This is a genomic window from Kribbella sp. NPDC050459 (assembly GCF_040655315.1).
Taxonomy (GTDB): domain Bacteria; phylum Actinomycetota; class Actinomycetes; order Propionibacteriales; family Kribbellaceae; genus Kribbella.
Genome location: NZ_JBFAJQ010000004.1, coordinates 41,356 through 66,130 on the forward strand (window position 1 = coordinate 41,356; position 24,775 = coordinate 66,130).

General features: G+C 69.7%; 24 protein-coding genes. 17 read left to right on the forward strand and 7 right to left on the reverse strand.

All coding sequences use genetic code 11. The features are described 5' to 3' along the window. Window positions 1–124: 124 nt before the first annotated feature. From pafA to AB0I12_RS16285, 3 genes are all read left to right on the forward strand, one after another. Complete coding sequence (gene pafA / locus AB0I12_RS16275) at window positions 125–1,486, forward strand: Pup--protein ligase (RefSeq protein ID WP_344202029.1); 1,362 nt, start codon at window positions 125–127, stop codon at window positions 1,484–1,486. Between the two features lie 51 nt (window positions 1,487–1,537). Then, window positions 1,538–2,803 (forward strand): GNAT family N-acetyltransferase, encoded by a 1,266-nt coding sequence (locus tag AB0I12_RS16280; RefSeq protein WP_359929840.1) that lies wholly within the window; start codon window positions 1,538–1,540, stop codon window positions 2,801–2,803. Window positions 2,804–2,959: 156 nt separating this feature from the next. Further along, window positions 2,960–3,925, forward strand: a complete 966-nt coding sequence (locus AB0I12_RS16285) for an FKBP-type peptidyl-prolyl cis-trans isomerase (RefSeq protein ID WP_359929842.1) — start codon at window positions 2,960–2,962, stop codon at window positions 3,923–3,925. Between the two features lie 56 nt (window positions 3,926–3,981). Here the strand turns inward: AB0I12_RS16285 and AB0I12_RS16290 are convergent, their stop codons facing one another. Both AB0I12_RS16290 and AB0I12_RS16295 read right to left on the reverse strand, forming a co-directional pair. Further along, window positions 3,982–4,479, reverse strand: a complete 498-nt coding sequence (locus AB0I12_RS16290; protein WP_359929844.1) for a hypothetical protein — start codon at window positions 4,477–4,479, stop codon at window positions 3,982–3,984. A gap of 32 nt (window positions 4,480–4,511) precedes the next feature. Next, entirely contained in the window at window positions 4,512–5,612 is a 1,101-nt protein-coding gene (locus AB0I12_RS16295; RefSeq protein ID WP_359929846.1) for a DUF3866 family protein, read from the reverse strand. An 87-nt stretch (window positions 5,613–5,699) separates the two neighbouring features. On the opposite strand from AB0I12_RS16295, the gene AB0I12_RS16300 reads away from it, so the two are divergent. After that, window positions 5,700–6,656: a WYL domain-containing protein gene (locus AB0I12_RS16300; protein ID WP_359929848.1), complete on the forward strand. Its 957-nt coding sequence runs from the start codon at window positions 5,700–5,702 to the stop codon at window positions 6,654–6,656. A 76-nt stretch (window positions 6,657–6,732) separates the two neighbouring features. Continuing rightward, window positions 6,733–7,704 (forward strand): WYL domain-containing protein, encoded by a 972-nt coding sequence (locus tag AB0I12_RS16305; protein WP_359929850.1) that lies wholly within the window; start codon window positions 6,733–6,735, stop codon window positions 7,702–7,704. A 278-nt stretch (window positions 7,705–7,982) separates the two neighbouring features. Here AB0I12_RS16305 and AB0I12_RS16310 read toward each other — a convergent pair whose 3' ends face one another. Beyond that, on the reverse strand, window positions 7,983–9,173 hold the full coding sequence (locus AB0I12_RS16310; RefSeq protein ID WP_359929852.1) for a winged helix DNA-binding domain-containing protein: 1,191 nt from the start codon (window positions 9,171–9,173) through the stop codon (window positions 7,983–7,985). 141 nt (window positions 9,174–9,314) lie between these two features. Between AB0I12_RS16310 and AB0I12_RS16315 the strand changes: the two genes are divergently transcribed. The 5 genes from AB0I12_RS16315 (at window position 9,315) to AB0I12_RS16335 (ending at window position 12,553) form a co-directional block, all read left to right on the forward strand. Beyond that, window positions 9,315–9,506, forward strand: a complete 192-nt coding sequence (locus tag AB0I12_RS16315) for a hypothetical protein (RefSeq protein ID WP_355700146.1) — start codon at window positions 9,315–9,317, stop codon at window positions 9,504–9,506. A 57-nt stretch (window positions 9,507–9,563) separates the two neighbouring features. Continuing rightward, window positions 9,564–9,860 carry a twin-arginine translocase TatA/TatE family subunit gene (locus AB0I12_RS16320; RefSeq protein WP_359929854.1) on the forward strand — a complete coding sequence of 99 codons (297 nt, stop codon included), beginning with the start codon at window positions 9,564–9,566 and terminating at the stop codon, window positions 9,858–9,860. 85 nt (window positions 9,861–9,945) lie between these two features. Further along, entirely contained in the window at window positions 9,946–10,707 is a 762-nt protein-coding gene (gene tatC / locus AB0I12_RS16325) for a twin-arginine translocase subunit TatC (RefSeq protein ID WP_355700144.1), read from the forward strand. After that, window positions 10,707–11,579, forward strand: coding sequence for a YegS/Rv2252/BmrU family lipid kinase (locus AB0I12_RS16330; protein ID WP_359929856.1), 873 nt, complete (start codon window positions 10,707–10,709; stop codon window positions 11,577–11,579). Before tatC ends, AB0I12_RS16330 begins: the two co-directional genes overlap by 1 nt. Before the next feature lie 146 nt (window positions 11,580–11,725). Next, window positions 11,726–12,553 (forward strand): chitosanase, encoded by an 828-nt coding sequence (locus tag AB0I12_RS16335; protein ID WP_359929858.1) that lies wholly within the window; start codon window positions 11,726–11,728, stop codon window positions 12,551–12,553. 73 nt (window positions 12,554–12,626) lie between these two features. On the opposite strand, the gene AB0I12_RS16340 is transcribed toward AB0I12_RS16335, so the two are convergent. Continuing rightward, the gene (locus tag AB0I12_RS16340) at window positions 12,627–13,097 is read right to left on the reverse strand and encodes a MarR family transcriptional regulator (RefSeq protein ID WP_359929860.1); all 471 of its coding nucleotides are present in this window, start codon (window positions 13,095–13,097) and stop codon (window positions 12,627–12,629) included. A gap of 67 nt (window positions 13,098–13,164) precedes the next feature. Here AB0I12_RS16340 and AB0I12_RS16345 point away from each other — a divergent pair, with 67 nt between their 5' ends. The 3 genes from AB0I12_RS16345 to AB0I12_RS16355 all read left to right on the forward strand — a co-directional run bounded on the left by AB0I12_RS16345 (window position 13,165) and on the right by AB0I12_RS16355 (window position 18,253). Then, a complete protein-coding gene (locus tag AB0I12_RS16345) occupies window positions 13,165–14,055 on the forward strand; it encodes an alpha/beta hydrolase (protein WP_359929862.1) in 891 nt (296 codons plus the stop codon). A gap of 10 nt (window positions 14,056–14,065) precedes the next feature. Then, window positions 14,066–16,885: a DEAD/DEAH box helicase gene (locus AB0I12_RS16350; protein WP_359929864.1), complete on the forward strand. Its 2,820-nt coding sequence runs from the start codon at window positions 14,066–14,068 to the stop codon at window positions 16,883–16,885. Between the two features lie 99 nt (window positions 16,886–16,984). Next, window positions 16,985–18,253 carry a serine hydrolase domain-containing protein gene (locus tag AB0I12_RS16355; protein WP_359929865.1) on the forward strand — a complete coding sequence of 423 codons (1,269 nt, stop codon included), beginning with the start codon at window positions 16,985–16,987 and terminating at the stop codon, window positions 18,251–18,253. Between the two features lie 323 nt (window positions 18,254–18,576). On the opposite strand, the gene AB0I12_RS16360 is transcribed toward AB0I12_RS16355, so the two are convergent. Next, window positions 18,577–19,041, reverse strand: a complete 465-nt coding sequence (locus AB0I12_RS16360) for a MarR family transcriptional regulator (protein ID WP_359929867.1) — start codon at window positions 19,039–19,041, stop codon at window positions 18,577–18,579. A gap of 50 nt (window positions 19,042–19,091) precedes the next feature. On the opposite strand from AB0I12_RS16360, the gene AB0I12_RS16365 reads away from it, so the two are divergent. Further along, on the forward strand, window positions 19,092–19,475 hold the full coding sequence (locus AB0I12_RS16365; protein WP_359929869.1) for a cupin domain-containing protein: 384 nt from the start codon (window positions 19,092–19,094) through the stop codon (window positions 19,473–19,475). 4 nt (window positions 19,476–19,479) lie between these two features. Here AB0I12_RS16365 and AB0I12_RS16370 read toward each other — a convergent pair whose 3' ends face one another. Continuing rightward, window positions 19,480–20,778, reverse strand: coding sequence for a glycoside hydrolase domain-containing protein (locus AB0I12_RS16370; RefSeq protein WP_359929871.1), 1,299 nt, complete (start codon window positions 20,776–20,778; stop codon window positions 19,480–19,482). A gap of 100 nt (window positions 20,779–20,878) precedes the next feature. On the opposite strand from AB0I12_RS16370, the gene AB0I12_RS16375 reads away from it, so the two are divergent. The 3 genes from AB0I12_RS16375 to AB0I12_RS16385 all read left to right on the forward strand — a co-directional run bounded on the left by AB0I12_RS16375 (window position 20,879) and on the right by AB0I12_RS16385 (window position 23,674). Then, window positions 20,879–21,352, forward strand: coding sequence for a GyrI-like domain-containing protein (locus AB0I12_RS16375; RefSeq protein WP_359929873.1), 474 nt, complete (start codon window positions 20,879–20,881; stop codon window positions 21,350–21,352). Beyond that, a complete protein-coding gene (locus AB0I12_RS16380) occupies window positions 21,353–22,408 on the forward strand; it encodes a DUF5937 family protein (protein ID WP_359929875.1) in 1,056 nt (351 codons plus the stop codon). A gap of 63 nt (window positions 22,409–22,471) precedes the next feature. Further along, window positions 22,472–23,674 (forward strand): MFS transporter, encoded by a 1,203-nt coding sequence (locus tag AB0I12_RS16385; protein WP_359929877.1) that lies wholly within the window; start codon window positions 22,472–22,474, stop codon window positions 23,672–23,674. On the opposite strand, the gene AB0I12_RS16390 is transcribed toward AB0I12_RS16385, so the two are convergent. Beyond that, window positions 23,655–24,764, reverse strand: coding sequence for an FAD-dependent oxidoreductase (locus AB0I12_RS16390; protein WP_359929878.1), 1,110 nt, complete (start codon window positions 24,762–24,764; stop codon window positions 23,655–23,657). The genes AB0I12_RS16385 and AB0I12_RS16390 overlap by 20 nt on opposite strands. Window positions 24,765–24,775 lie beyond the last annotated feature (11 nt).

The window sequence follows — 24,775 nt, forward strand, 5'->3', positions numbered from 1 at the left end:
CTTTCGTCAGTGGTCACGATGCGGGCGGACGCCTCATTGTTGCGGGCATCAAAGGGATAACGCCGGACCACGGCGCGCCTGAGACACCCCCCGGTTGTCGGAGGTGCGCCGTAGTGTGGGTGATGTGAACCGGCGAATCTTCGGTCTGGAGAACGAGTACGGCGTCACCTGTACGTTCCGCGGGCAGCGGCGACTGACCCCGGACGAGGTGGCGCGGTATCTGTTTCGGCGGGTCGTGTCCTGGGGGCGGAGCAGCAACGTCTTCCTCCGCAACGGGGCCCGGCTCTACCTCGACGTGGGCTCGCACCCGGAGTACGCGACCGGTGAGTGCGACTCGGTCACCGACCTGATCGCGCACGACAAGGCCGGTGAGCGGATCCTCGAGGGACTGCTGGTGGACGCCCAGAAGCGGCTGCACGACGAGGGCATCTTCGGCGACGTCTACCTGTTCAAGAACAACACCGACTCGGCCGGCAACAGCTACGGCTGCCACGAGAACTACCTGGTCAGCAGGCACGGCGACTTCGCCAAGCTGGCCGACGTGCTGATCCCGTTCCTGGTCACCCGGCAGCTGATCTGCGGCGCGGGCAAGGTGCTGCAGACGCCGCGCGGCGCGGTCTACAGCGTCAGCCAGCGCGCCGAGCACATCTGGGAGGGTGTGTCGAGCGCGACCACCCGGTCCCGGCCGATCATCAACACCCGCGACGAGCCGCACGCCGACGCCGAGCGGTTCCGCCGGCTGCACGTGATCGTCGGCGACTCGAACATGTCCGAGACCACGATGCTGCTGAAGGTGGCCAGCACCGACCTGGTGCTGCGGATGATCGAGGCCGGCATCGTGATGCGCGACCTGACGCTGGACAACCCGATCCGGGCGATCCGCGAGATCAGCCACGACATGACCGGCCGCCGCGAGGTGCGGCTGGCGAACGGCCGTGAGGCGAGCGCCCTCGACATCCAGACGGAGTACCTGACGAAGGCGCGCGACTTCGTCGACCGGCGTGAGCTGGGGACGCCGGCCGTCGAGCGGGCGCTGTCGCTGTGGGAGCGGACGCTGAAGGCGATCGAGTCCGGCGACCTGTCCGGGATCGAGCGTGAGATCGACTGGGTGATCAAGTACCGGCTGATCGAGCGCTACCGCTCGCAGAACAACCTCGGCCTGGCCAGCCCGCGCGTCGCGCAGCTCGACCTGGCGTACCACGACATCCACCGCCCCCGCGGGCTGTACTACCTGCTCGAGCGCAAGGGCGCGGTCACCCGGGTCGTCGACGACCTGCGGGTCTTCGAGGCGAAGTCGGTGCCGCCGCAGACCACGCGGGCGCGGCTGCGCGGTGAGTTCATCAAGCGCGCCCAGGAGCGCCGCCGGGACTTCACGGTCGACTGGGTGCACCTGAAGCTCAACGACCAGGCTCAGCGCACGGTCCTCTGCAAGGACCCCTTCAAGTCGCACGACGAGAGGGTCGAGAAGCTCATCGCGAGCATGTAGCGGCTCGCTAAATGGAGTGCTCGGTCGCTGTGCCTTGCTTAGAAAGAGCGCATGGCGATCGAGATCCGGCCGGTCACAGCGGCTGAGACCAAGGAATACCTGCGCGTCCTGCCGTACGTGAACGGCTTCCCGCAGGAGGAGCCCGAGCCCTCGGCCTGGTACGCCGGTAGCGCGGCGTGGCCTCCGCAGGTTCCGCGGACCGAGCAGCTGGAGCAGGACGCAGCTGAGCTGCTGACGGACTGGTTCCGGCCGCAGGCAGCGTTCGTCGACGGCAAGATCGCGGGCGGTTCGGCCATCGTGTCAGTCGAGGTCACCGTGCCCGGTGGGCGGCAGGTAGCCCTTGGCGGCGTCACCTCGACGGCCGTGCTTCCGACGTACCGCAGGCGTGGACTGCTGCGGCAGATCATGGGCGCGATGCTCGACGACTGCCGGGAGCGCGGTGAGTTCCTGGCCGGGCTGAGTGCGAGCGAGGGGACGATCTACGGGCGGTACGGGTTCTCGCCGGCGACGTTCCAGCATCGCTGGGAGGTACGGCGTACCGACGTGGCGTTCCGGGACGACTTCACTGACACGGGGTCGCTCGATCTGGTTGACAGCGCCGAGGCGGGCGTGGTGTGGCCGGTGCTGCACGAACAGGTCCGGGCAGTGCGGGTGGGCGAGATCAGCCCGCTGCCAGGTAAATGGCAGAACCTGGCTGCCCTGCCGGCCGACGGATCCGGACCGGCGCATCACCTGGTGCACCGCGATACGACAGGTGCTGTCGACGGTGCCGCGATCTTCCGGCTGCCCTGGTCGCCGGATCCGGCGCTGGCCGGCGTACTGCAGGTGGAGGCATTCGAGGCCCTGACACCCGTCGCGTACCGGGCGCTCTGGGCGTTGCTGCTGGACTTCGACCTCACCAAGCGCGTGGTGGCCGCGCGGCGACCGGTCGACGAGCCCCTGCGGTGGATGCTGACCAATCCGCGCGCGCTGAAGCTGACCCGGACCCGCGACAACCTCTGGCTGCGCATCCTCGACGTACGGCGTGCTCTCGAGGCCCGCACCTACGCAGCGACCGACGTACTCGTACTGGAGGTCGACGGCCACGGACGCTGGCGACTGGACGCAGCACCCGACGGAGCTGCATGCACTGCGACAGACGCCGACGCAGACGTCAGTCTGACCGTGAACGAGTTGGGCTCGCTGTACCTCGGCGGGGTGCGTGCCAGCGAGCTGATGTACGCCGGTCGCGTTGTGGAGCGCACAGCCGGCTCGGTCTCGCGACTGGACGCACTGCTACGACAAGATCGCGCCCCGCACAACGCGGTCGGTTTCTGAGGCCTGTCACTGTGTCTGTCACTGTGTGTGGTGTGACGTAACGGTGACGCGGGCAGCCGGCCACGTGGTTGAGTGCGCAGGCTAGGGTGGTCCGCGTCGTTGACCGGAGGCAAGCGGCGCACTACGAGCGCCGGGATGGTTCGAGGTGCTGGTTTCGTGCGCAAGTTGTTGAGTCTCGTCGTGGTCGCGGCGCTGGGGGCGTCCCTGGCGGCCTGTGGTTCCGACAAGAAGGACGAGTTCGGGGCTGCCGGTATCAAGGTGACCGCGGACTTCGGGCAGAAGCCGACCATCACCCACCGCGACGGCGAACCGGACAAGACCCTGGTGACCGAGGTCCTCAAGGAGGGCGACGGTCCCGAGGTCAAGAAGGGTGAGCTGCTCACCGCGAACTACATCGGCCAGATCTGGCGCGACGGCAAGGTCTTCGACAACTCCTACGACCGTGGCGCCCCGTCGTCGTTCCCGATCGGCGTCGGCGGTGTCATCACCGGCTGGGACGAGGGCCTGGTCGGCAAGAAGATCGGCAGCCGGGTGCTGCTGTCGATCCCGTCCGACAAGGGCTACAAGTCGCAGGGCAACGAGCAGGCGGGGATCAAGGGCGACGACACGCTGATCTTCGTCGTCGACCTGGTCGGCGCGGCCGCCAACGACACCCCGCTGAACGCGGACCCGGTCACCTCGTCGACGGCGACCAAGATCAAGGTCTCCGGCGCGCTGAACGCCGAGCCGAAGGTGACGGTCCCGGCCGGCACCAAGCCGTCGGCGAAGCCGGGCAAGCCGGTCGTGTTCGCGCAGGGCAAGGGCAAGCCGATCGAGAAGGGCGACCAGTTGGTCGGCCGGTTCGTCATCTACGACTACGCCGGCAAGAAGCAGGCCAGCACCTGGGACGCCCAGCCGGCCACCGCGCAGAGCCCGGCCCAGCCCGCCGCTCCGACCGACCAGTTGCCGACCGTCGGCGGTGCCCAGGCCGGACCGCTCGACGGCTTCATCGGGATCCCGGTCGGCAGCCGCGTCCTGGTCGAGCTCCCGGCGTCCAAGGACCAGGCGGGCAAGGTCGTCAACGCGTTCGCGGTCATCGACGTCCTGAACGCCTTCCCGGCCCCGAAGCAGACCGGGCAGTAGCAGCGTCGTCACCGAAGGACCGGCCTCCCGCCACGGGAGGCCGGTCCTTCGGCGTTTCAGCGGGTCCGGCGGACCGGGCGGCCGCTGAACCAGCGGTTCGCGTCGGCCTGGAAGCTGAGCACGATCGCGCTGATCACGGCGGTGAGGTGAACGCACCGGATCGCGGCGAACGCGACGAAGGACGCGGACCACTCGATCGCACCGAAGTCGCCGTCCCGGAGGAACCAGCCGATCGGACCGACGACCAGCGAGGCGACCCCGACCGTGCCCAGCAGGCCGGTGAGCAACCAGCGGGACCAGCGGACGCCGGGGCGGAAGTAGCGGTCGATGACCACGAACAGACCGCCGTACACGAGCGCGCGGAAGGCGATCTGGACGAACAGGCCGAGGACCGGGGAGCCGTCGGCGATCGCGCCGAGGACACCGAGGACCGACTCGGCGACACCGGCGCCGACGGCCGTGAACCACAGGGCAGTCGCCCCGCGAACCGCCAGCGGCGGCTCCGGCCGGGCGACAGGTCGAAGCGCAGGAGCGCGGTGCTTGGTGCTGTTCATACCAACTACTGTCGCGGCGCGAGCCCCTCAGATCAGGAGTACTGCGACCCCACTCCAGGTGGTGGTACGTCCACCAGACCGGCTGCGTGGCGGCCCGCTGCCGCGGCAGCCTCGAAGTACGCGCGGTCCTGGTCCAGCGACCGGCCCATCGTCGACAGCTTCACCGGCGCGGCCTGGAGCGCGTCGTACAGGCCGTCGACTCCTACGCGCACCACCCGGTGCCGAGCCTTCAACGGCTCGGCCGCGTCCCGTACGGCGTCCCCGAAGTCGCCGGGGAGATCAGGTACGACGACATCGGCCGGCTGGAGTGCCACGCGGCCGTACGCCGTGAGGCTGTGGTGCGAGATACCACGGTGACGGGGACGCGGGTCTGCCTCGGAGATCCGCAGCGACGCGACAGCCCGGCCGCCCAGTGTGCCGATCGCGTTCACCGCCTCGCCCGACTGCACCCCGGAGAACCCCCAGCGCGTCCCGGTGCCCAAGTTGCCCGGGCCTTGCGTGATGACCACCAGCTCGGCAGCCAGGACCTGCACGGCCGTCAACAGCCCGGTGTGGACGGTCACCGCTTCACGGTCCCCGCCGTACGCCTGGCCGACCGTCACTGTCCCGCTGAGCCAGCCGGCGTCCCGCAGGGTCGCAACACTCCGCGAGAACGCCAGCGGCAGTGCGCCGCCGTCTGTCATCACGTAGACCACTCGCGTGGTCGGCCGTGCCTCGTACACACCCGCGAGCACGGCCGGGAGCGCCGAGTGCAGGTCAGCGACCACTACCGGCGTACCGGAGAGGTCGTCCGCGTCCCGCAGCACGTCGTGGTCGGGGGAGTCCTGCTCGTCCGCGCCCAGCACCATCGCCTGCAGCGGCGTGTACCGCGCCTTCACCAGATGCCCGCGCTCGGGAGGGTCCTCCGGCAGCCGGTCCGGTACGGCGACCACCAGGGCGTAGCCACCCGTGCCGAGGCCGCGGTCGAGCGCGCTCACGTTGAGCAGCACGCGGTCACCGGCCACCGGCGTACCGACCAGGTCCGGATAGGCCAGCGCGCGCACAGGCTGTTCGCCGACCATCACTGTCAGTTCCAGCGCACCCGCCCAGCTCCGCCCGGCCTGCGCCACCACACCGTCCCGCCACCGAATCACAGCCCGACACTAGCGGGTCGAACCGGTGTTCGAAGTTTCGGTGCGAAATGGCGGGTTTTGGCCGCCCGGAGGCCGTAAGGTGGTCGGGTGTCGGCGCGGAAGAGTGAGCGACTGCTCAACGTGGTCATCTGCCTCCTGGTCGCGCGCACCTATGTGACCAAGGAGCGGATCCGCGAGGCCGTCGAGGGGTACGCGGGGCAGACCGACGACGCCTTCGAGAAGATGTTCGAGCGCGACAAGGACGAGCTGCGCGATCTCGGCATCCCGATCGAGATGGGCACCATCGACAAGTTCTTCTCCGACGACGTCGGCTACCGGATCCGCCGGGACGTCTTCGAGCTGCCCGAGGTGCACCTGGAGCCGGACGAGGCCGCCGTCCTGGGCGTCGCGGCCAGGGTGTGGCAGCACGCCGGCCTGTCCGAGGCGACCACGTCGGCGGTGCTGAAGCTGAAGGCGGCCGGGATCCAGACCGACCAGTCCGCGCTCAGCGCGATCGAGCCGCACGTCGGCGCGTCGGAGCCGGCCTTCGACCCGCTGTGGACCGCTGTGGTGGCGCGGCAGGCGGTGCGGTTCCAGCACCTGCGCAGCGGCGCCTCGGAGCCGACCACGCGCACCCTCGAGCCGTGGGGCATCGTGTCCTGGCACGGCCGCTGGTACGTCGTGGGCCGCGACCGGGACCGCGAGGCGACCCGGATGTTCCGGCTGTCGCGGATCGGCGGGGACGTGAAGACGGTGGGGGAGCCGGGCGCGTTCACGGTGCCGGAGGGGACGGACCTGCGGTCGCTGGTGACCGAGCTGGCCCCGCCGCGGCCGACCTCGGAAGCGAAGGTGCGGGCGCGGACCGGTTCGTGTGTCAGCCTGCGCCGCCGCGCGAACGCCATCGAGTCGTACGAGGAGGGCTGGGACCTGCTGCACGTCCCGTACGCCGACTCGTCGGTCCTGGCCGAGGAGATCGCGTCGTACGGACCTGACGCCGTGGTGGAAGGACCGGGCGACGTGCTGGACGGCGTGCTCTGGCGGCTGCGGACGGTGGCGGGCGCGTGAGCGAGCGGAGCGAGCTCACCATCAGGTGCAGCGTAACTTGTGCCTCATTCGCGCCCGGAGCGAAGCGAGGACGCGAATGAGTAATGCACGTGACCAGGTGCAACGGCTGCTGGCGTTGGTGCCCTACCTGCGGGAGAACGACGGCGCCCGCGTCGACGACGTCGCCAAGGAGTTCGGCGTCCGCCCGAAGCAGATCATCGCGGACCTGAAGGTGCTGTGGTTCTGCGGGCTGCCGGGCGCGCAGATGGGCGACCTGATCGAGATCGACATCGAGGCCGCCGAGGGCGACGGCGTCATCCACATCAACAACGCGGACTACCTGGCGCGTCCGCTGCGGCTGGCCGCGGCGGAGGCGCTCGCGCTGCTGACCGCGTTGCGGACGCTGCGCGAGGTGACCGCCGGCGCCGACCGGGACGCCGTCGACCGCGCGATCGCCAAGCTCGAGCGGGCGGCCGGCGAGGCCGCGGCGGCGAACGAGGGCGCGGCCGCGCATGTTCACGTCGAGCCGGCCGCCCCGGAGATCGCCGAGATCGTGAACCGCGGCCTGGCCACGAAACGGCGGCTGCACCTGACGTACGACGTACCGTCGCGCGACGAGACGACCGAGCGCGACGTGGACCCGATGCGGCTGGTCGTGTCCGAGGGGCGCACGTACCTGGAAGCCTGGTGCCGGCTGGCCGAGGACGTGCGGCTGTTCCGCCTGGACCGGATCGCCGCCGTCAAGCTCCTCGACGTGCCGAGCGAGCCGCCGCCCGAGGCGACACCGCGGGACCTGTCCAACGGCATGTTCCAGCCGTCCGAGCGCGACCTGCTGGCCACGGTGAAGCTCGCCCCGCCGGCCCGCTGGGTCGCCGAGTACTACCCCAACGAGTCCGTCGAAGAGGGCCCGGAGAACTCCCTCATCGTCAAGCTCCGCGTCGCCGACACCGCCTGGCTGCAGCGCCTGGTCCTCCGCCTCGGCGGAGCCGCCACGGTCCTGGACCCCGAGGACCTCACGACCCAGATCGCCGCCACGGCCCGCGACGCACTCTCGGCGTACGACGTCTGAACGCCCTGCCTCAACTGGAGTGGATATCCGCTCCAGTTGGGGGTTCTCCGCTGGTATGGGAGCGAAGAACCCTCCATACGAGCGGATATCCACTGATATGCGGGCGGGCTGGGCCGGCGGGGCTGAGGTGGGGCTCAGGCGGTGGGAGCGGGCGGGCTGGGCCGGCGGGGCTGAGGTGGGGCTCAGGCGGTGGGAGCGGGCGGGCTGGGCCGGCGGGGCTGAGGTGGGGCTCAGGCGGTGGGAGCGGGCGGGCCGTCGCGGGTGTGGGGCGCGGCTGGTTAGCCCTGGCTGAGGTGCTTCTCGAGCGGGGAGCGGAAGCGTGGCGTGACCCGCACACCGGCCAGCCACTTGGTCCACCGAGCCGCCTCGGCCTCCACCATTGCCGTCGTGTCCGCACCGACGTCTTCCAGGAGCTGGTAGCGGACCTCGCCGGACTCGGGCTGCCCCCAGGCGCCGATGATCCGGCCGTCCAACCAGATGCTCGGGCCGATGTTGCCGGTGGTGTCGAACAGCTTTGCCTTGTGCGGACCCAGGAACCAGTCGCGCTCCTTCCAGCCCATCGGCGTCGGGTCCAGACCGGGCAGGAACGCCACCCACGGCTCGACCGGGACCTCCGGCGCCTCGTCACCGGGAAGCACAAACCCGACCTGGCCGTCCAGGTCCACCTCGACCGCCTCGACGGCGGCCAGCGCCTTCCGCGTCTGACCGAGCGTCCACCCGGCCCACCACTGCAGATCAGCCGTCGTGCCAGGGCCGAACGACGCCAGCCAGGCCCGGGCGAGCGTCACGCGCGCCTCCTCCGCGGCCTGCTTGTCGCCGAGCCCGGCCGGCAGCCAGTCCGCGGCCGGCGACCACTGGTGCTGTCCGCTCAGCCAGGTCCCCAGCGGACGTCCCCGCACGATCCGCCCGTCGGCCGCCAGCTGGAACAGCACACGGCTCGTCACGTACGGCTGCGCGCCGTACGACTTCCCGGGGGCCATGCTGAGCCGGGTCCGCAACCGCGGCTCGTCGGCGGACAGCTCCTGCGCCGTGGCCGAACCACGCAGCGCCAGCGCGGTCGCGGTCGCCTCTTCGACCGCAGCCAGCCACTCGCCGCAGGCGTCGGCGTCCTCCGCGACCTCCGCCTCGAGCAGATGCTTGACCAGCAACTTGCGCTGCTTCACGGCGATGTCGTTGGTGCACGCCGCCTGGACGATGGGCGCGAACGGCGTCGGTACGACGAACACGGTCCGCCGCATGCCCAGCATCCGGATCAGCGACCGATCGTCGTACAGGGCACGCTCCGTGTCCGCGACGTCACTGCCCGGCACCCGAGCGGCCACGCTCAGGTGCACCGTGGCCGGATCGGACGCGTGCAACGCCACCATCGACGCGGCCGCCTCGACCGGATCGGCTGCCTGGCAGCCCGCTCCGAGCCGGTGCCGCCGACCGAGCCGCGTCCGCCGCTCCTCGACCCCGATCCGCTCCATCCGCGGCCCCCTTGCTCGCCTCGATCACACCGCACTGCCACTGCGGGACACTCGGTTTTACCATCACGTTCCGACACCGTTGTCCCCGGAGACGCACCGCGGGGCGTGGGTCCCGGCCAGGAAGCGGTTAGGCTCCTGGGTATGTACTGGTTCCTGTTGTTCCTCGCGGTGGTGGCGGTGTGGCTCCTCGTCCTCGCCCTGCTCGCGTGGAGGTTGTGGGGCCAGGGCAAGGCACTGACGCGTGAGTTGGTCGCCGCCCAGTCCAAGCTGGAGGCAGCCCAGTCCGCGGCCGGGTCTGGACAGACCCGTGAGGACGCCGGCGCTCCGGCGTAGTATTCGGCCACGAACTCAGGCTCGAGTCCCGAGTTGATGTTGGAAAGGGAGATCGACATGGCAGCACCGCTCATCGGTATGCCCCAAGGCGCAGAATGGCTGGTCATTCTCGCGATCGTCGTGCTGCTGTTCGGTTCGGCCAAGCTGCCGGCGCTGGTGAAGCAGCTCGGCAAGTCGAAGAAGATCTGGGAAGAAGAGGTCGGCCCCAAGAAGAAGGACCCGGAGCTGACCGAGGAAGCCTCCCAGCCGCCGGCGCAGCAGACCGTGCAGCAGACCCAGGCGCAGCCGGCCCAGCCGAACCAGGTGAACGGCCAGGGGCCGGGCGACGGCCTGCCGCCGCACACGGCCAACTGAGCAGAACGCCCCACCTGTGTCGATGGTGAAGTTCGGGCGGCGGAAGGAAAAGAAAGAACGCCACCCGAAGGACCCAGAGGGTCGGATGACCCTGCGCGAGCACATTGTCGAGCTCCGTAACCGGCTGCTCATCAGTGTGCTCGCGATCGTGGTCGGGACCGTCGTCGGCTGGATCTTCTACAACCACGCCTTCGAGTTCCTGACCAAGCCGTTCGTGACAAGCGTGGCCGAGATGGCCAAGGACGCCGGACAGACCAAGACGCCGCAGCTGACGTTCCCGGGTGTCGGCAACGCGCTGACGTTCCGGATCAAGATCTCGGCGCTGTTCGGCCTGATCCTGGCCGCGCCCGTCTGGCTGTACCAGCTGTGGGCCTTCGTCGCCCCCGGCCTGCACCGCAGCGAGCGCAAGTGGGCCTACATCTTCTCGGCGATCGCGACCCCGCTGTTCGCCACCGGGATCGCGGTCTCGTACTGGACGCTGCCGAAGGGCATCGAGATCCTGCTCGGCTTCACGCCGCTGGACATCCAGAACCTGGTCGAGCTGCCCGACTACCTGGACTTCGTGCTCCGCACGATGCTCGTCTTCGGCGTCGCGTTCCTGATCCCGCTGGTGGTCGTGCTGCTGAACATGGTCGGCGTGGTGCCGGCCGCCGCGCTCGGGAAGTTCCGGCCGTACATCATCCTGGTGATCTTCGTGTTCGCCGCCGTCGCGACGCCGTCCGGCGACCCGTTCACGATGTGCCTGCTGGCGATCCCGATGTGCCTGCTGTTCTTCGTCGCCGAGATCATCTCGCGCTTCAACGACAAACGCCGCGCCCGCCGCTCCGAAGAGCTGCTGGCGGACTGATGAGTCGGCGGATCGCGCTGGTGGTCAACCCCACCAGCGGACGGGGACGTGGTGCGCGCATCGCGCCGGCGGTGCGCGAGCGGATCGCCGCCGCCGGGCTGACCGTCGACGTCCACACCACGACGTGTGCCGAGGACGTCGGCCGGATCGCCGCCGAGGTGGTCGCCTCGGGCGCGGACGCGGTCGCGCTGATCGGCGGCGACGGCACCATCCACCTCGGCGCCCAGGTGCTGGCCAACTCCGGGATGCCGTTCGGCGTCATCCCGGCCGGCACCGGCAACGACTTCGCCCGCGGGATCGGCGTACCGCTGGGGGATCCGGCCGCCGCAGCCGACCTGGTCGTTGCGGGCAAGACCCGGACGATCGACCTCGCGGTGGCCAAGGACAGGTTCATCACCACCGTCGTGGCCGGCGGCTTCGACTCGCTCGTCAACAAGCGCGCCAACGCGATGAGTTGGCCCAAGGGCAGTTCCCGCTACACCGTCGCGACGCTCGCCGAGCTCCGCACGTTCAAGCCCCTCGAGTACGTCGTGACGGTCGACGACGAGGTGATCGAGACCGAGGCCATGCTGGTCGCGGTCGGCACCGGGCCGACGTACGGTGGCGGCCTGCAGATCTGTGCCGGCGCCGAGATCGACGACGGGCTGCTGGACGTGACGATCATCGAGCCGGTGTCCCGGATGACGCTGCTGCAGCTGTTCCCGAAGCTGTCCAAGGGCACCCACGTCGGCCACCCGGCGGTGCGCGCCGTCCGCGGCCGCGCGGTCCGGCTCGAGTCGCCGGGCATCACGGCGTACGCCGACGGCGAGGTCCTCGGCCCGCTGCCGGTCGACATCGGGGTCGCCCCGGGCGCGCTCACCGTGTTCGCCTGAGTGTTCGCCTGAGTGTCCGCCTGAGTGTCCGCCTGAGCGTTCGCCTGAGACACAACTGACATGAACTGAGCTGTTCTCACGACCGGCGTTCATCTGATAGGAAAGCTTCCTAACAGTTCATCCTCGGACGCCCCTCGGAGGACCACATGGAGTACCGCCCCTCGCGCCGGACCACGCTGCTGCTCGGCCTGTCGCTCGCCGCCGTGCCGGCCACCGGGCTCGCCGTCTCCCGCTACGCGCCGCACGCCGACGCCGCGGTGCAGGCGACCGGCCTCGACGACCCGGCGAAGAAGGAGATCGCGATGCAGATCGTCTGCAGCGCGGAGAACTCGTCGCTGGACTGGAAGGCGCAGTACAAGTACATCGAGGACATCGACGACGGCCGCGGGTACACCGCGGGCATCATCGGGTTCTGCTCGGGCACCCACGACATGCTCGAGCTGGTCGAGCTGTACGCCGATCGCAAGCCGAACAACATCCTGCAGAAGTACCTGCCGGCGCTGCGCCGCGTGGACGGCAGCGACTCGCACGCCGGGCTCGACCCGAACTACACCAGGGACTGGAAGACCGCGGCCAAGGACTCGGTGTTCCAGCAGTGCCAGAACGACGAGCGCGACCGGGTGTACTTCAACCCGGCGGTCAGCCGCGGCAAGTCCGACGGGCTGCGCACGCTCGGGCAGTTCTGCTACTACGACGCGATCGTCATGCACGGCGATGGTGACGACCCGACCAGCTTCGGCGGGATCCGCAAGCGGGCCCTCGCCAGGGCGAAGCCGCCGGCGCAGGGCGGCAACGAGACGACTTACCTGAACGCGTTCCTGGACGCCCGGGTCTGGGCGATGAAGCAGGAGGAGGCGCACAGCGACACGAGCCGGGTGGACACCGCGCAGCGGGTGTTCCTCCGCAACGGCAACTTCAACCTGAACACCCCGCTGGACTGGAAGGTGTACGGCGACCCGTACCACATCGGCTAGCCACTGCGGACCGCCATCACTCACCAACCCTCGCTGCGGGCCTGTCGACGACCGCGGCTGAGCGTCGGCTCGGTCAGCTGTCGGCGGTTGATGAGTGGTGGCGGTCCGTGCGCTGGTCGAGCTCGGCGCGTTGACGCAGCATCGACAGGCTGGTGGCGAGCTGGTCGACGACCGGCGCCGGCAGGACGGAGCCGACCCAGGTCTGCAGCTCGTCCTCGACCGTCGGCGTCGCGGCGGCGAGGAGATCGGCGCCCGCGGGGGTCAGCTCGACCAGCGACGAGCGGCGGTCCGACGGGTTCGCCGTCCGCCGGACGCGCCCGGCGGCCTCGAGCCGGTCGACCGCCTTGCTGGTGGCGCCGACCGTGATCGCCATCTCCCGCGCCAGGTCGTAGACCCGCGCCGTCCCGTGCGCCGCGATGAACCGCAGGAACTCGAACTGGCCGAGCGGAAGGGCGTGCTCGGCCTTCAGGCGGGCGTCGAGCACGTTGTAGAGCCGCGTTTCCAGCCGGACCAGGTCCGTGAACAATGCTGTGAGATCGGTCACGGGAATTAGATTCCTTGGAATGTAGTTGCAGAGAACTATATTCCTCGGAATCTATCAGGAGGCAGCTATGAGCCGGGACCAACGCGCTGTTGCGCGCAGCTTCATCACCAAGGGCGACCCCCGGCGGACGCCCGAGCAGCAACGGGCCGATTTCGACGCGGTGTTCGCCGAGCGGCCGCTGGGCGACGACGTCACGCTGGTCCGAACCACCGTGGGCGGGGTGCCGGCGCTGGACGTCCAGGTCGAAGGAGCCGACGGTGACAGCGTGATCCTCTACCTGCACGGCGGCGGATACATGATCGGCTCGGCCCGCACCGGCGCGAACCTCGCGGCGCCACTGTCCCGCCGTACCGGTCTGCCCGCGGTCTCGCTGGACTACCGGCTCGCGCCGGAGAACCCGTTTCCGGCCGCGGTCGACGACGCGCTGGCGGCGTACATCGCCCTGCAGGAAGGCGGTCGGGACGTCCTGATCGCCGGCGACTCCGCGGGTGGCGGACTGGCGGTCGCCACGATCCTCGCCGCACGCCGTCAAGGTCTGCGGCTGCCGCTGGCGGCCGTCGTGTTCTCGCCGTGGACCGACCTGACGCTGTCCGGCGCCAGCATGGATGCACGCGGCGACCAGGACCCGCTGTTCAGCCGGGAGCACTTCGATGCGTACGTCGACGCCTACCTGGCCGGTCACGACCCGAAGGACGAGCTGGCCAGCCCGCTCCTCGCGGACCTCACCGGTTTGCCGCCGTTGCTGATCCAGGTCGGATCCGCCGAGGTGTTGCTCGACGACTCGCTGCGGCTCGCGGCCCGCGCCGCGGAGCAGGAGGTGGACGTGAGCCTGGACGTGGTCGCGGGAGCTCCGCACGTGTACCAGTTCAACGTCGGCGTGATGGACGAGGCCGACGCCGCGCTGACGCGAGCCGCGCAGTGGCTGGCCCAGCGTGGCTTTGGGGGTGGGGTCGCATAGATTGGGGTCCATGAGTACCCCGTCCGAGAAGTACGCCTCGTTCCGCTCGGACCAGGAGCATCCTGCCGTGAAGGAGTTCCGGGCGCTCTACGACTTCGAGCTGGACGAGTTCCAGCTGCGCGCCTGCGCCGCCCTCGAGGACGGCCACCAGGTGCTGGTCGCGGCGCCCACCGGCTCCGGCAAGACGCTCGTCGGTGAGTTCGCCGTCCACCTCGCCCTGGAGCGCGGGCAGAAGTGCTTCTACACCACCCCGATCAAGGCGCTGAGCAACCAGAAGTACGGCGACCTGGTGAGCAGGTACGGCGCGGACAAGGTCGGCCTGCTCACCGGCGACAACTCGGTGAACTCCGAGGCCCCGATCGTCGTGATGACGACCGAGGTGCTGCGGAACATGCTGTACGCCGGATCGCAGACGCTGCTCGGCCTGTCGTACGTCGTGATGGACGAGGTGCACTACCTGGCCGACCGCTCCCGCGGCGCGGTCTGGGAAGAGGTGCTGATCCACCTGCCGGACTCGGTGTCGGTGGTCTCGCTGTCGGCGACGGTGAGCAACGCCGAGGAGTTCGGCGACTGGCTGGAGACGGTCCGCGGCAACACCGTCGTCGTCCTGGAGGAGAAGCGGCCGGTGCCGCTGTTCCAGCACGTGATGGTGGGGAAGCGGCTGCACGATCTGTTCGCCGGGGAAGCGCCGACCGCTCGGGTCGGCGCTCCTGCGAAGCCCTCGAAGTCGGGCAATCCGGCGAAGGCGGACAACCCGGCGAAGGCCGATCTGAAGGACCTGGTGAACCCGCAGCTGGTCCGGATCGCCCGCGACGACAACCGGATCTTCCGCGACGACTCGCGCAAGCCGCGGCGCCGCCGCGACCTGCCGAGGAACCGGCCGGCCAAGACCCACTTCACGCCGTACCGCTCGGACGTGGTGGAGGAGCTGGACGCCGGCGCGCTGCTGCCGGCGATCTTCTTCATCTTCTCCCGCAAGGGCTGTGAGGACGCGGTCGTGCAGTGCCTGCGGTCCGGGCTGCGGCTGACCAAGCCGTCGGAGCGCGACGAGATCAAGCGCGTGGTCGCCGAGCGGACGGCGGACCTGCCGGACGAGGACCTCGGCGTGCTCGGGTACCACGACTTCGCCGAGGCCCTGTCGCGCGGGATCGCGGCGCATCACGCGGGCATGCTGGCGGCCTTCAAGGAGGTCGTCGAGGAGCTGTTCGCGCGCGGCCTGATCAAGGTCGTGTTCGCCACCGAGACGCTTGCCCTGGGCATCAACATGCCGGCGCGCACCGTCGTCCTCGAGAAGCTCTCGAAGTGGAACGGCGAGGCGCACGTCGACATCACGCCGGGGGAGTACACGCAGCTGACCGGGCGCGCCGGGCGGCGCGGGATCGACGTCGAGGGGCACGCGGTCGTGCTCTGGCAGCCCGGGTTCGACCCGCGCGAGGTCGCCGGCCTGGCGTCGACGCGGACGTATCCGCTGCGGTCGTCGTTCTCCCCGTCGTACAACATGGCCGTCAACCTGGTGCGTCAGGTCGGGCGGACGCGGGCGCGGGACATGCTCGAGCTGTCGTTCGCGCAGTTCCAGTCCGACCAGGCCGTGGTCGGGCTGGCGCGGCAGGTGCAGCGCAACACCGAGGCGCTCGAGGGGTACAAGGAGTCGATCGATTGCCACCTCGGCGACTTCCTCGAGTACGCCGCGCTGCGCCGGCGGATCGGCGATCGCGAGGCGTCCGGGTCGAAGCGGCGCAAGCTCGACCGCCGGATCGAGGCGCAGGAGTCGATCGAGAAGCTGAAGACCGGTGACATCGTCCGGATCCCGGCCGGTCGCAGCGCGGGCTGGGCGCTGGTGCTCGACCCGGGCATGCGGTCGGAGCGGGAAGGGCCGCGGCCGACCGTGCTGACGCTGGACCGGCAGGTGCGGAAGCTGTCGATGGTCGACTTCCCGACGCCGGTGGAGGCGATCGGGACGCTGCGGATCCCGCGCAAGTTCAACCCGCGCAACCCGCAGCAGCGCCGCGAACTCGCCCAGGTGCTGCGGAACCGGACCGACCTGCTCGGCGAGGACGGACCGCCGTCGCGCGGCCGCGACATCGTCTCCCACGCCGACGACCCGGAACTGCAGGAGATGCGGGCGCAGCTGCGTGCGCACCCATGCCACGGCTGCTCGGACCGCGAGGACCACGCCCGATGGGCCGAGCGGTACTTCCGGCTCGACCGCGAGAACCGTGACGTGCAACGGAAGATCGAGCAGCGGACGAACACGATCGCCCGCCAGTTCGACCGGGTCTGTCAGGTGCTGGACGCGCTGCACTACCTCGACGGCGACAAGACGACCGAAGCCGGTGACCGGCTCGCCCGGATCTACACCGAGCTCGACCTGGTCGCGGCGGAATGCCTGCGGCAAGGGGTGTTCGACGACCTGACCGTGCCGGAGCTGGCCTCGTGCCTCGCGGCGCTGGTGTACGAGTCGCGGTCCAAGGACGAGCCGACCTCACCGCGGCTGCCGCGCGGCGACGTACGGATCGCGCTGGAGCGGATGGGCTCGATCTGGCGGGACCTGTCCGCGCTGGAGCGGGACATGCGGGTCGACTTCCTGCGCTCGATGGACCTGAACTTCTGCTGGCCCGCGTTCCGCTGGGCGTCGGGTGCGTCGCTGGCCGAGGTCCTGTACGAGTCCGACCTGGCCGCCGGCGACTTCGTCCGCTGGGTCAAGCAGCTCATCGACCTCACCGAACAGATCGCCGACGCCGCCGGCGACACCCCGCTCCGCAGCACGGCCCGCGCCGTCGTCGACCAGATCCGCCGAGGCGTCATCTCCTACGCCTCCATGGTCGAGTAAGTGGTGTCTGCTTCAGCCGTCGCCAACTGGCCCGAGTGGACCTCTGGAGGTGAAAGACTTTCGGGGTCCGGGAGTCTCGGTTCGAAGGAGTAGACGTTCGTGGAGCTGTCGCGTCGGAATCTGGGGAAGCTTGCTGTCGCGACTGGTGCTACCGCTGCGGTCGGCACCGGTGCTGGTTATGTGATCGGGCGGCCGGCTGATGCGGCTGCCACCTGGCAGACCACCGGGACCGCGGTGTCGGCGCTGGCCGGATTCGACAGTCAGATGAAGGCGTTCATGCAGGCCCGCGGCGTGACGGCCGGGCAGCTCGCGGTGACGTACAAGGGCCGTCTGGTGCTTGCCCGCGGCTACAGTACGTCGACCGCGTTGACCGTGCAGCCGACGTCGTTGTTCCGGATCGCCAGCTTGTCGAAGTCGTTCACCGCGGCGGCGATCGTGAAGCTCGTGCAGGACGGGAAGGTGAGCCTGTCGACGCCGGTCGCGAACATCCTCGACATCACGCCGGCGAGCGGCCTGACCCGGGACTCGCGCTGGTCGTCGATCACGCTGTGGAAGGTGCTGCAGCACCTCGGCGGCTGGGACCGGGACGTGTCCGGTGACCCGAACTTCAAGGACGCGACCATCTCGCGGACGCTCGGCGTACCGCTGGAGCTGCAGCACGCGGACGTCATCAAGTACATGGCCGGGCAGAAGCTCGACTTCACGCCGGGCTCGAAGTACGCGTACTCGAACTTCGGGTACCTGCTGGCCGGCCGGGTGATCGAGAAGGTCAGCGGCCTGAGCTACGAGAACTACGTGAAGCAGAAGCTGCTGGCCCCGTTGAAGATCACGCGGATGTCGCTCGGCTGGTCGATCGCCAAGCACAGCGGCGAGACGTCGTACGAGTCGCAGTACTCCGGCCCGACCGTGCTGGACGGCTCCGCGAAGACCGTCGCCGCGCCGTACGGCTCGTTCAGCATGCGGATCCAGGACGCGAACGGCGGCTGGATCGCCAGCGCGCCCGACCTGGTGCGCTGGGCGAAGATGTTCGACGCCCCGTCGAGCGTGCTGAACAGCACGTCACTCGGCCGCGTCTGGGCGAAGCCGTCCACCGGCGTCAACGCCGACGGCTGGTACTACGGCCTCGGCTGGCAGATCCGCCCGGTCAGCAGCGGCACCGGCCGCAACACGTGGCACACCGGCAGCATGCCCGGCACGTACACGCTGCTCGTCCGTACGTCGGGCGGGCTGAGCTGGGCCGCCCTGTTCAACCGCCGCGACGACGCCAGCGGCAAGTCGTACGGCGACATCGACGCAGCCATGTGGACCGCCGCCAACGGCGTGAAGTCCTGGCCCACCCACGACTTCTTCCCCAAGTACTTCAGCTGAACCCACGCAGACCCAACCGGCGCACCGGTGTGACGGCCCGCCAACACGGCTCTTGAGACAGCATGTGGTTACTGGAGACCTGCTATTACAGGCCTCCAGTCACCCGTGCCAGTCCCCGCTTCCCTCCTGCGACCAGACGTCCGTCGAGTCGTGGATTTCGGCGGCTCAGCACAGCCTCGATCCACGACTCGCGGTTTCGGGTCGCAACCAAACGCCACGACTCGGCGCGCTGCCGCCTGACGGGTTGACATCCCGCGCAACACCACCCGACCGCGGCGCAACAACTAGCGAGCAGCAACTGCCGGCACCAGCAGCTGCTTCGGTCAGAACATGGCCGCTCGGAAGTGCGGTGGGCTGATTTTGGCTTCGCCGGCGATCTCGGTGAGTACGTCGCGGAGGGAGTCGACGGCCTCGTCGCCGAGGCGGTTGCGGAGCCTGCGTTCGTACAGCTGATGGAACCGGCGGGCCGCCGCCAGTGTGGCGCGGCCGTGGTCGGTGAGGTGCAGCAGCCGGGCGCGGGCGTCGGTCGGGTCCGGGCGGCGTTCGACGTACCCGCGGCGTTCCATGTCGTCGACGATCTGGCTCGCGCCCTGTTTGGTGACCTCGAGCCGCTCGGCCAGGCCGCTGATCGTCTTCGGTCCGTCGGACAGTGTCCGGAGCACGAAGCCGTCCGAGCGGCCGTGGTTGGTGTACCCCTGCGTGGCGGTGTACTCGTGCAGCTCGCGGACGAACTCCTGGTCCGCCAGCAGCAGAAGAATCCCGATATCCACCTTGCCCGATCGCGTCATGTGCCCCATGATAGTCAAGCTGGCTTGGTCAAGTCAGCTTGACTAAATGGATGGGGGACGAGATGCATGTGACGCCCGCGGCCGACGCGCCGCGCTTCGAGCTGGGTGGTGTGCAGTTCACCGTGCAGGCCGCGCCGAGCCTCGGTTCGCCGGGGCTGTGCACCTGGCGGCTCACGGTTCCTCCGGGGCACGGCGGCGACGCGCCGCACACGCTGGACCGGGACGAGGTGTTCATGGTGCTGAGCGGCACCGTGCAGCTCGCCGCGGACGGCGACAAGCTCGGCCCGGGCGACGCCGCCGTCGTGCCGGCCGGTGAGCCGATCGCGCTGACCAACCTCGGCGAGGGCGAGGCCCAGCTCATCGTCGCGATCACGGCCGGCTTCACCGGCTACATGGCCGACGGTACGGCGGTCCAGCCGCCCTGGTCGAAGTAGCGGCTCAGCACCGCCGGTTCGGTGGGCTGTACGTCGTCTTGCTGGGCGTGGCGACGTAGTAGTCGGTGACCCACGAGCCGTCGGTGAGGCGGTCCCAGACGGCGGTCGTGCCGACCTTCGATCCGGCTCGCTGGCAGCTGATCCACGCCAGCGAGCCGATCGGCAGCGGGTTCGGGTAGGCGGCGTACGCCGTACCCGGCCCGTGCCGGCGCGTGAGGTTGTTGATCGTGGTCTGGTACGGGAAGGTGCAGCCGGGGATCGGTGCGCTGTAGCCGGTCTTGTTCGGCGTCCGGACGTAGTAGTCGATGACGTAGGTGCCGTCGGTCAGCCGGTCCCAGACCGCACTGGTGCCGATCTTCGGGCCGAAGGTCTGGCAGACGATGCGGACTCCGGCGTTCGCCGGAATGGTGGAGCGGATGGCGTAGGCGGTCGACGGGCCGCTGTAGGAGTAGATGGTGGCGCGGACCGTGTAGGTGTACCAGACCGTCGCCACTGGCGCGTCGAAGCGGTCGTTGTCGATGTTGAGCGTCACGCCGCCGTACGTCTCGGTGTGGTCGCCGCGGTACTGCTTGCCGCGCTGGCCGACCAGCCAGAACGTGTTGGGAACGGTCGGCCAGTTCGTCAGCGAGCTGTTGTTGTCCCAGCGTGCGATCCAGAGCGCGTCCGGTCGAGCGTAGGTGCTCGAGTTGTAGGCGGCGGCCAGGTCGACCGCGCCGGAGTTCTGGTGTGCGTAGACGCCGGACAAGAAGCCGAGCGCGTGGAGCTGCTTGGTCCACGCGGACAGGTAGCGCAGGACGGTCGCCCGGCAAGTGCTGTCGGCGATGTTGTAGTGCTCCATGTCGGCGTAGATCGCGCTACCGCCGAGCAGGTTGAGCGCTCTTGCCGCCTGTACGGCGTCGCGCGCGAGCAGGCCGCCCTGGAAGGTCGCTGACGGCACGGTCATCTTCACGGCGTTGGCGCGGGTCGTGCACGGCGCCTGATAGCCCATGTAGATCGGGACCAGCCGGAAGCCCATCCGGGTCACGCTGCTGACCCAACTGGGAGTCAGTTGGGGCTGGGCGCAGCTCCGGTTCACGCCGCCGATGTAGATGCCGACAGCCCGGTACGGCGAGGCCAGCCACGCGGTCATCTGCGCGACGCTCGGCGCCGTACAGGTGTCGAACGCGAGCCCGGTGTACCGGGTCGCCGTCGCACCGGCCGGGTACGGCAGCGGGGTCGTGGGCTCGGCGCCGGCGGGGACGGTTGTGCCGATACCGGCGACAGCGAGTGCGAGAGCCGCGACGAGAAGCTTGACCTTGAACATGATGGCCACCCCCAGCTCTCAGTAGACGCTCGGTAATACGCCGCGGCAAGCCCGGTTGGGGTTAAGTTGTGCGCAACGACGTCCTTGGAGGGAACACGTCATGCCGGAGATCGTGGAGATCGGGGAACGGCCGTACGTCGCGTTGCGGGGCAAGGTCGCGATGGACGGGATCGCGGCGTTCGCGGACCGGATGGGCGAGGTGGTCGCCTGGCTCGCCGCCAAGGAGATCGCGCCGAACGACGCGCCGTTCTTCAAGTACGACGTGGTCGACATGGACGCCGGGCTGGCGCTGGAGATCGGGTTCCCGGTCGACGACCTGCACTCCGGCGAGGGCGAGATCGTCACCGGCGTACTCCCGGCCGGGCGCTACGCGACGGTCAGGCACCACGGCCATCCGGACGGGCTGCTGGGAGCAACGCGCGACCTGCTCGCCTGGGCGGAGGAGGAGGGCCTCGAGTGGGACGCCGACGGTGACCGCTGGACCGCCCGCCTGGAGGTGTACCGCTCCGACCCGCGTGAGGTCCCCGACATGAACGACTGGGACACCGACCTCCAGTTCAAGCTGAAGGACTGAGTGCCGACCGTTCTCGCAGGCGTGACCCGGCTCGAGCCGGAGCGGATTCGTCACGTCGCCTCGCCGCTGATCGAGCTCGGCTGCGCACTGCATGTGCTGGCGGAGCCTGCCCATCACGACCGAGTCGATTGGGCTGCGTCGCTCCCGTTGTCCGCCGAGCTGCGGGCGGAGCTGGCGCAGTGGACCTGGACCGTGCGTGCCGTGCGGGCTCGGTTCTTCGCCACCAGCGCAGCCACCGGCGTCCCCACCTGGACCGACGAGCTGGCAGCACTGCGTTCTCGCCCGCCGGAAGACGTGGCCGCAGAACTGGTCAGGCCGTTGCGTGGTCGCCCACTGAGCAGCCGGTCGATCGACACGGACGCCGTACAGCACTGGGCTCGCAGCCGCGGACGCTCTGTCGCCGCACTGGTCGAGTCCTTGCTGACGTCACCTGCTGAGCCGGTCCGCCGGTTTCTCGACGTACTGGACGCCTGCTGGCGCGAGTGGTTCGGTGAGCTCTGGGAGGCGTCGCACGACACGCTGGCTGCTCGTGGCCGGCAAGACCGTGACCTGGCCGTCCGGGACGGTCTCGGGACCATGCTGCGTTCGCTCGACAGCGCGATCGACGTACGGGACGCGGACAGCGTCGTCGTGCAGAAGGTGCAGAGCAAGCGCATCGACGTCAGCACGCGCTCGCTGTTGCTTGTGCCGAGCAACTACATCGCACCGCACCTGTTCGTCGGCGAGATCCCCGGTGAGCCGGTGACGGTCATCTATCCCGCCGGCGGTCGCGCGGCCGCCGTACCCACCGCACAGCAGATCCGTGCCCGCTTGGACGCGCTGGCGTCGCCGGATCGCCTCCAGGTCTGCCGGGCCGTGGCCAGTGAGGCGCGGACGGCGGGCGAGATCGCCGCGCTCTGGGGTCTCCACCCCACGCAGGTCACCCGCCACCTCCGGGCACTCACCCGCGCCGGACTGGTGACCGCCGAACGTCAGGGCCGCTTCGTCGCGTACCGCTTGAACAACGACGCGCTGACCACCCTCGGCACCGACCTGTTGACGCTGATCATGCGCTGATCGACTGACGGAAGTCGGCAGTCCACCGCCGGGGCCGGGCAACCGAATGTTGGATGAGCTGCTGTGACCTCATCCTTTTCGCCCGCCGTCCGACGGCTGATCGCTGCCACTCTGGTCAACACGCTCGGGAACGGTGTCTACGCAGCTGTCGGGGCGCTCTACCTGACCCGCGCTGTCGGTCTGTCGGTCGCTCACGTCGGTGTGGGACTGACTGTGGCCGCGCTGGTCGGTCTGGTCGCGAGCACGTCGCTCGGCGTCGTGGCGGACCGGCTCGGACCCAACCGGGCGTACGTCGGGTTCCTGCTGCTCCAGGCGATCACGATGACCGCACTGACCCAGGTGCGGTCGTTCGGCTGGTACGTCGCCGTGGCGGCGGTGACCGCGATCGCGGACTCGGGGCAGCGTGGCGCGAAGGGCGCGTTGATCGCCGGAGTCGCACCGGCCGATCAGCGGGTGCGCACGCGGGCGATCCTCCGGGTGGTCACGAACATCGGCATGGCCGTCGGTATGGCAGCCGCCGGAGTGGTGCTCGCGGTCGACCGGCGTGAGGTGTACGTCGTGGCGCTGCTGGCGAACGCGGCGACGTACCTGGTGACGGCGGGGTTGGTGCGCTTCGGGATGCCGGCCGTTCCGCCGGTGCCGTCCGCGTCGGGGCCGTCCGGGCTGACAGCGGTACGGGACCGGCGGTTCCTGGTGTTCGTCGGACTCGACGGCGTGCTGAGCATGCATGGTGCGCTCGCGCAGGTCGGTATCCCGCTGTGGGTGGCGACCGCGACGGATGCGCCGCGGTGGATCATCTCGGTGCTGCTGGTGCTCAACTCGGCGGCCGTGATCCTGTTGCAGGTTCGGATCTCCCGCGGCACCGAGCGTCTCAGCGGCGCGGCCCGGGCCGGTCGGCGCGCCGGTCTGCTGCTGGCGGTCACCTGTCTGGTCCTGGCGCTGAGCGATGCGACCTCCGGTGCCGTGACGATCGGTCTGCTGGTCGCTGCGGCGCTCGCGCATGTCCTGGGGGAGATGCTGCAGTCGGCGGGCGGCTGGGGCATCAGCTTCGAGCTGGCCCCGCCCGGCGCCCAAGGGCAGTACCAAGGCGCCTACGCCATGGGCCACCAGATCGGCGACCTGGTGGCGCCCCTGCTCATCACGACGGTCGCGGTGTCCTGGGGCTGGCCGGGGTGGTTGCTGACGGCAGCTGTGTTCCTGGTGGCCGGGTTGTTCGTGCCGGTCGTGGTGCAGGAGCCGGAACCCGCTATGCAGCCACAGGTTTGAGGAGGTTGCGCAGCGCGCGGGCGGCCGTGAAGCCGGCACGGTTGGCGCCGATGGTGCTGGCCGACGGGCCGTAGCCGACCAGCTGGATCCGCGGGTCGATGACCGTGGCGGTGCCGTTCATGCGGATGCCGCCGGACGGCTCACGCAGGTGCAGCGGTGCCAGGTGCGCGAGGTCGGCCCGGAAGCCGGTCGCCCACAGGATCGTGTCGACCTGCAGATGATCGCCGGACGCCCACTCCACGCCGTCCTTCGTGATCCGCGAGAACATCGGCAAGCGGGTGTAGACGCCACGGTCCGCGGCCGCCTGTTCCTGGGGCCTCAGATGCAGCCCTGTCACACTGACGACGCTGCGCGGCGGCAGGCCGGCCCGGACCCGCTCCTCGACGCGAGCCACGACCTGACGCCCGTACTCCGGCGTGAAGTCCTCGCCCGTGCGCCACTCCGGCGGCCGACGCGTCACCCATGTGGTCTTGGCTACCGCAGAGATCTCCGCAAGCAACTGGACGGCAGACGCCCCGCCGCCGACAACCAGGACATGCTGACCGGCCAGTTCAGCCGCGCCGCGGTAGTCGGCCGTGTGCAGTTGGCGTCCCTCGAACGTCTCGATGCCCGGATACCAGGGGATGAAGGGCCGGTCCCACGTCCCGGTCGCGTTCACGATCGAGGCCGCGTGGTAACTGCCGTTGGACGTGTCCAGCTCGAACCCGTCCGCCGCCGGCCGGACGCTCTCCACGGCCACAGGCCGCAGTACCGGCAGGTCGAACTGCTTCTCGTAGTCCGCGAAGTACGCCGGGACGAACTCGTTGGCCCGCTCCGCGCCCGCACTCGACGGCACCGGTACGCCGGGCAGGTTCGCGATCCCGTGCACATCGTGCATGGTCAGCGAGTCCCACCGGTGCTGCCAGGCGCCGCCGGGTTCGGTGTTGCGGTCCAGGACGAGGACCTCGTCGTACGGCGTGAATCCCATCCGGACCAGGTGGTACGCAGCCGACAGCCCGGCCTGTCCCGCACCGATCACCGCTACCTCGAGCACATCAGCACCAACGCCCGGCGCGGCCCGCGTCTTCCCGGCCGCCGCATTGCTCCGCATCGTGCTCGCCG

Coding starts and splice junctions, on each gene's coding strand:
- AB0I12_RS16390 (WP_359929878.1), bottom strand. CDS start 24,764: ATGCGGAGCAATGCGGCGGCCGGGAAGACGCGGGCCGCGCCGGGCGTT.
- AB0I12_RS16330 (WP_359929856.1), top strand. CDS start 10,707: ATGAGTCGGCGGATCGCGCTGGTGGTCAACCCCACCAGCGGACGGGGA.
- AB0I12_RS16315 (WP_355700146.1), top strand. CDS start 9,315: ATGTACTGGTTCCTGTTGTTCCTCGCGGTGGTGGCGGTGTGGCTCCTC.
- AB0I12_RS16350 (WP_359929864.1), top strand. CDS start 14,066: ATGAGTACCCCGTCCGAGAAGTACGCCTCGTTCCGCTCGGACCAGGAG.
- AB0I12_RS16375 (WP_359929873.1), top strand. CDS start 20,879: ATGCCGGAGATCGTGGAGATCGGGGAACGGCCGTACGTCGCGTTGCGG.
- AB0I12_RS16370 (WP_359929871.1), bottom strand. CDS start 20,778: ATGTTCAAGGTCAAGCTTCTCGTCGCGGCTCTCGCACTCGCTGTCGCC.
- AB0I12_RS16280 (WP_359929840.1), top strand. CDS start 1,538: ATGGCGATCGAGATCCGGCCGGTCACAGCGGCTGAGACCAAGGAATAC.
- AB0I12_RS16320 (WP_359929854.1), top strand. CDS start 9,564: ATGGCAGCACCGCTCATCGGTATGCCCCAAGGCGCAGAATGGCTGGTC.
- AB0I12_RS16345 (WP_359929862.1), top strand. CDS start 13,165: ATGAGCCGGGACCAACGCGCTGTTGCGCGCAGCTTCATCACCAAGGGC.
- AB0I12_RS16360 (WP_359929867.1), bottom strand. CDS start 19,041: ATGACGCGATCGGGCAAGGTGGATATCGGGATTCTTCTGCTGCTGGCG.
- AB0I12_RS16305 (WP_359929850.1), top strand. CDS start 6,733: ATGAGTAATGCACGTGACCAGGTGCAACGGCTGCTGGCGTTGGTGCCC.
- tatC (WP_355700144.1), top strand. CDS start 9,946: ATGACCCTGCGCGAGCACATTGTCGAGCTCCGTAACCGGCTGCTCATC.
- AB0I12_RS16310 (WP_359929852.1), bottom strand. CDS start 9,173: ATGGAGCGGATCGGGGTCGAGGAGCGGCGGACGCGGCTCGGTCGGCGG.
- AB0I12_RS16365 (WP_359929869.1), top strand. CDS start 19,092: ATGGGGGACGAGATGCATGTGACGCCCGCGGCCGACGCGCCGCGCTTC.
- AB0I12_RS16335 (WP_359929858.1), top strand. CDS start 11,726: ATGGAGTACCGCCCCTCGCGCCGGACCACGCTGCTGCTCGGCCTGTCG.
- AB0I12_RS16290 (WP_359929844.1), bottom strand. CDS start 4,479: ATGAACAGCACCAAGCACCGCGCTCCTGCGCTTCGACCTGTCGCCCGG.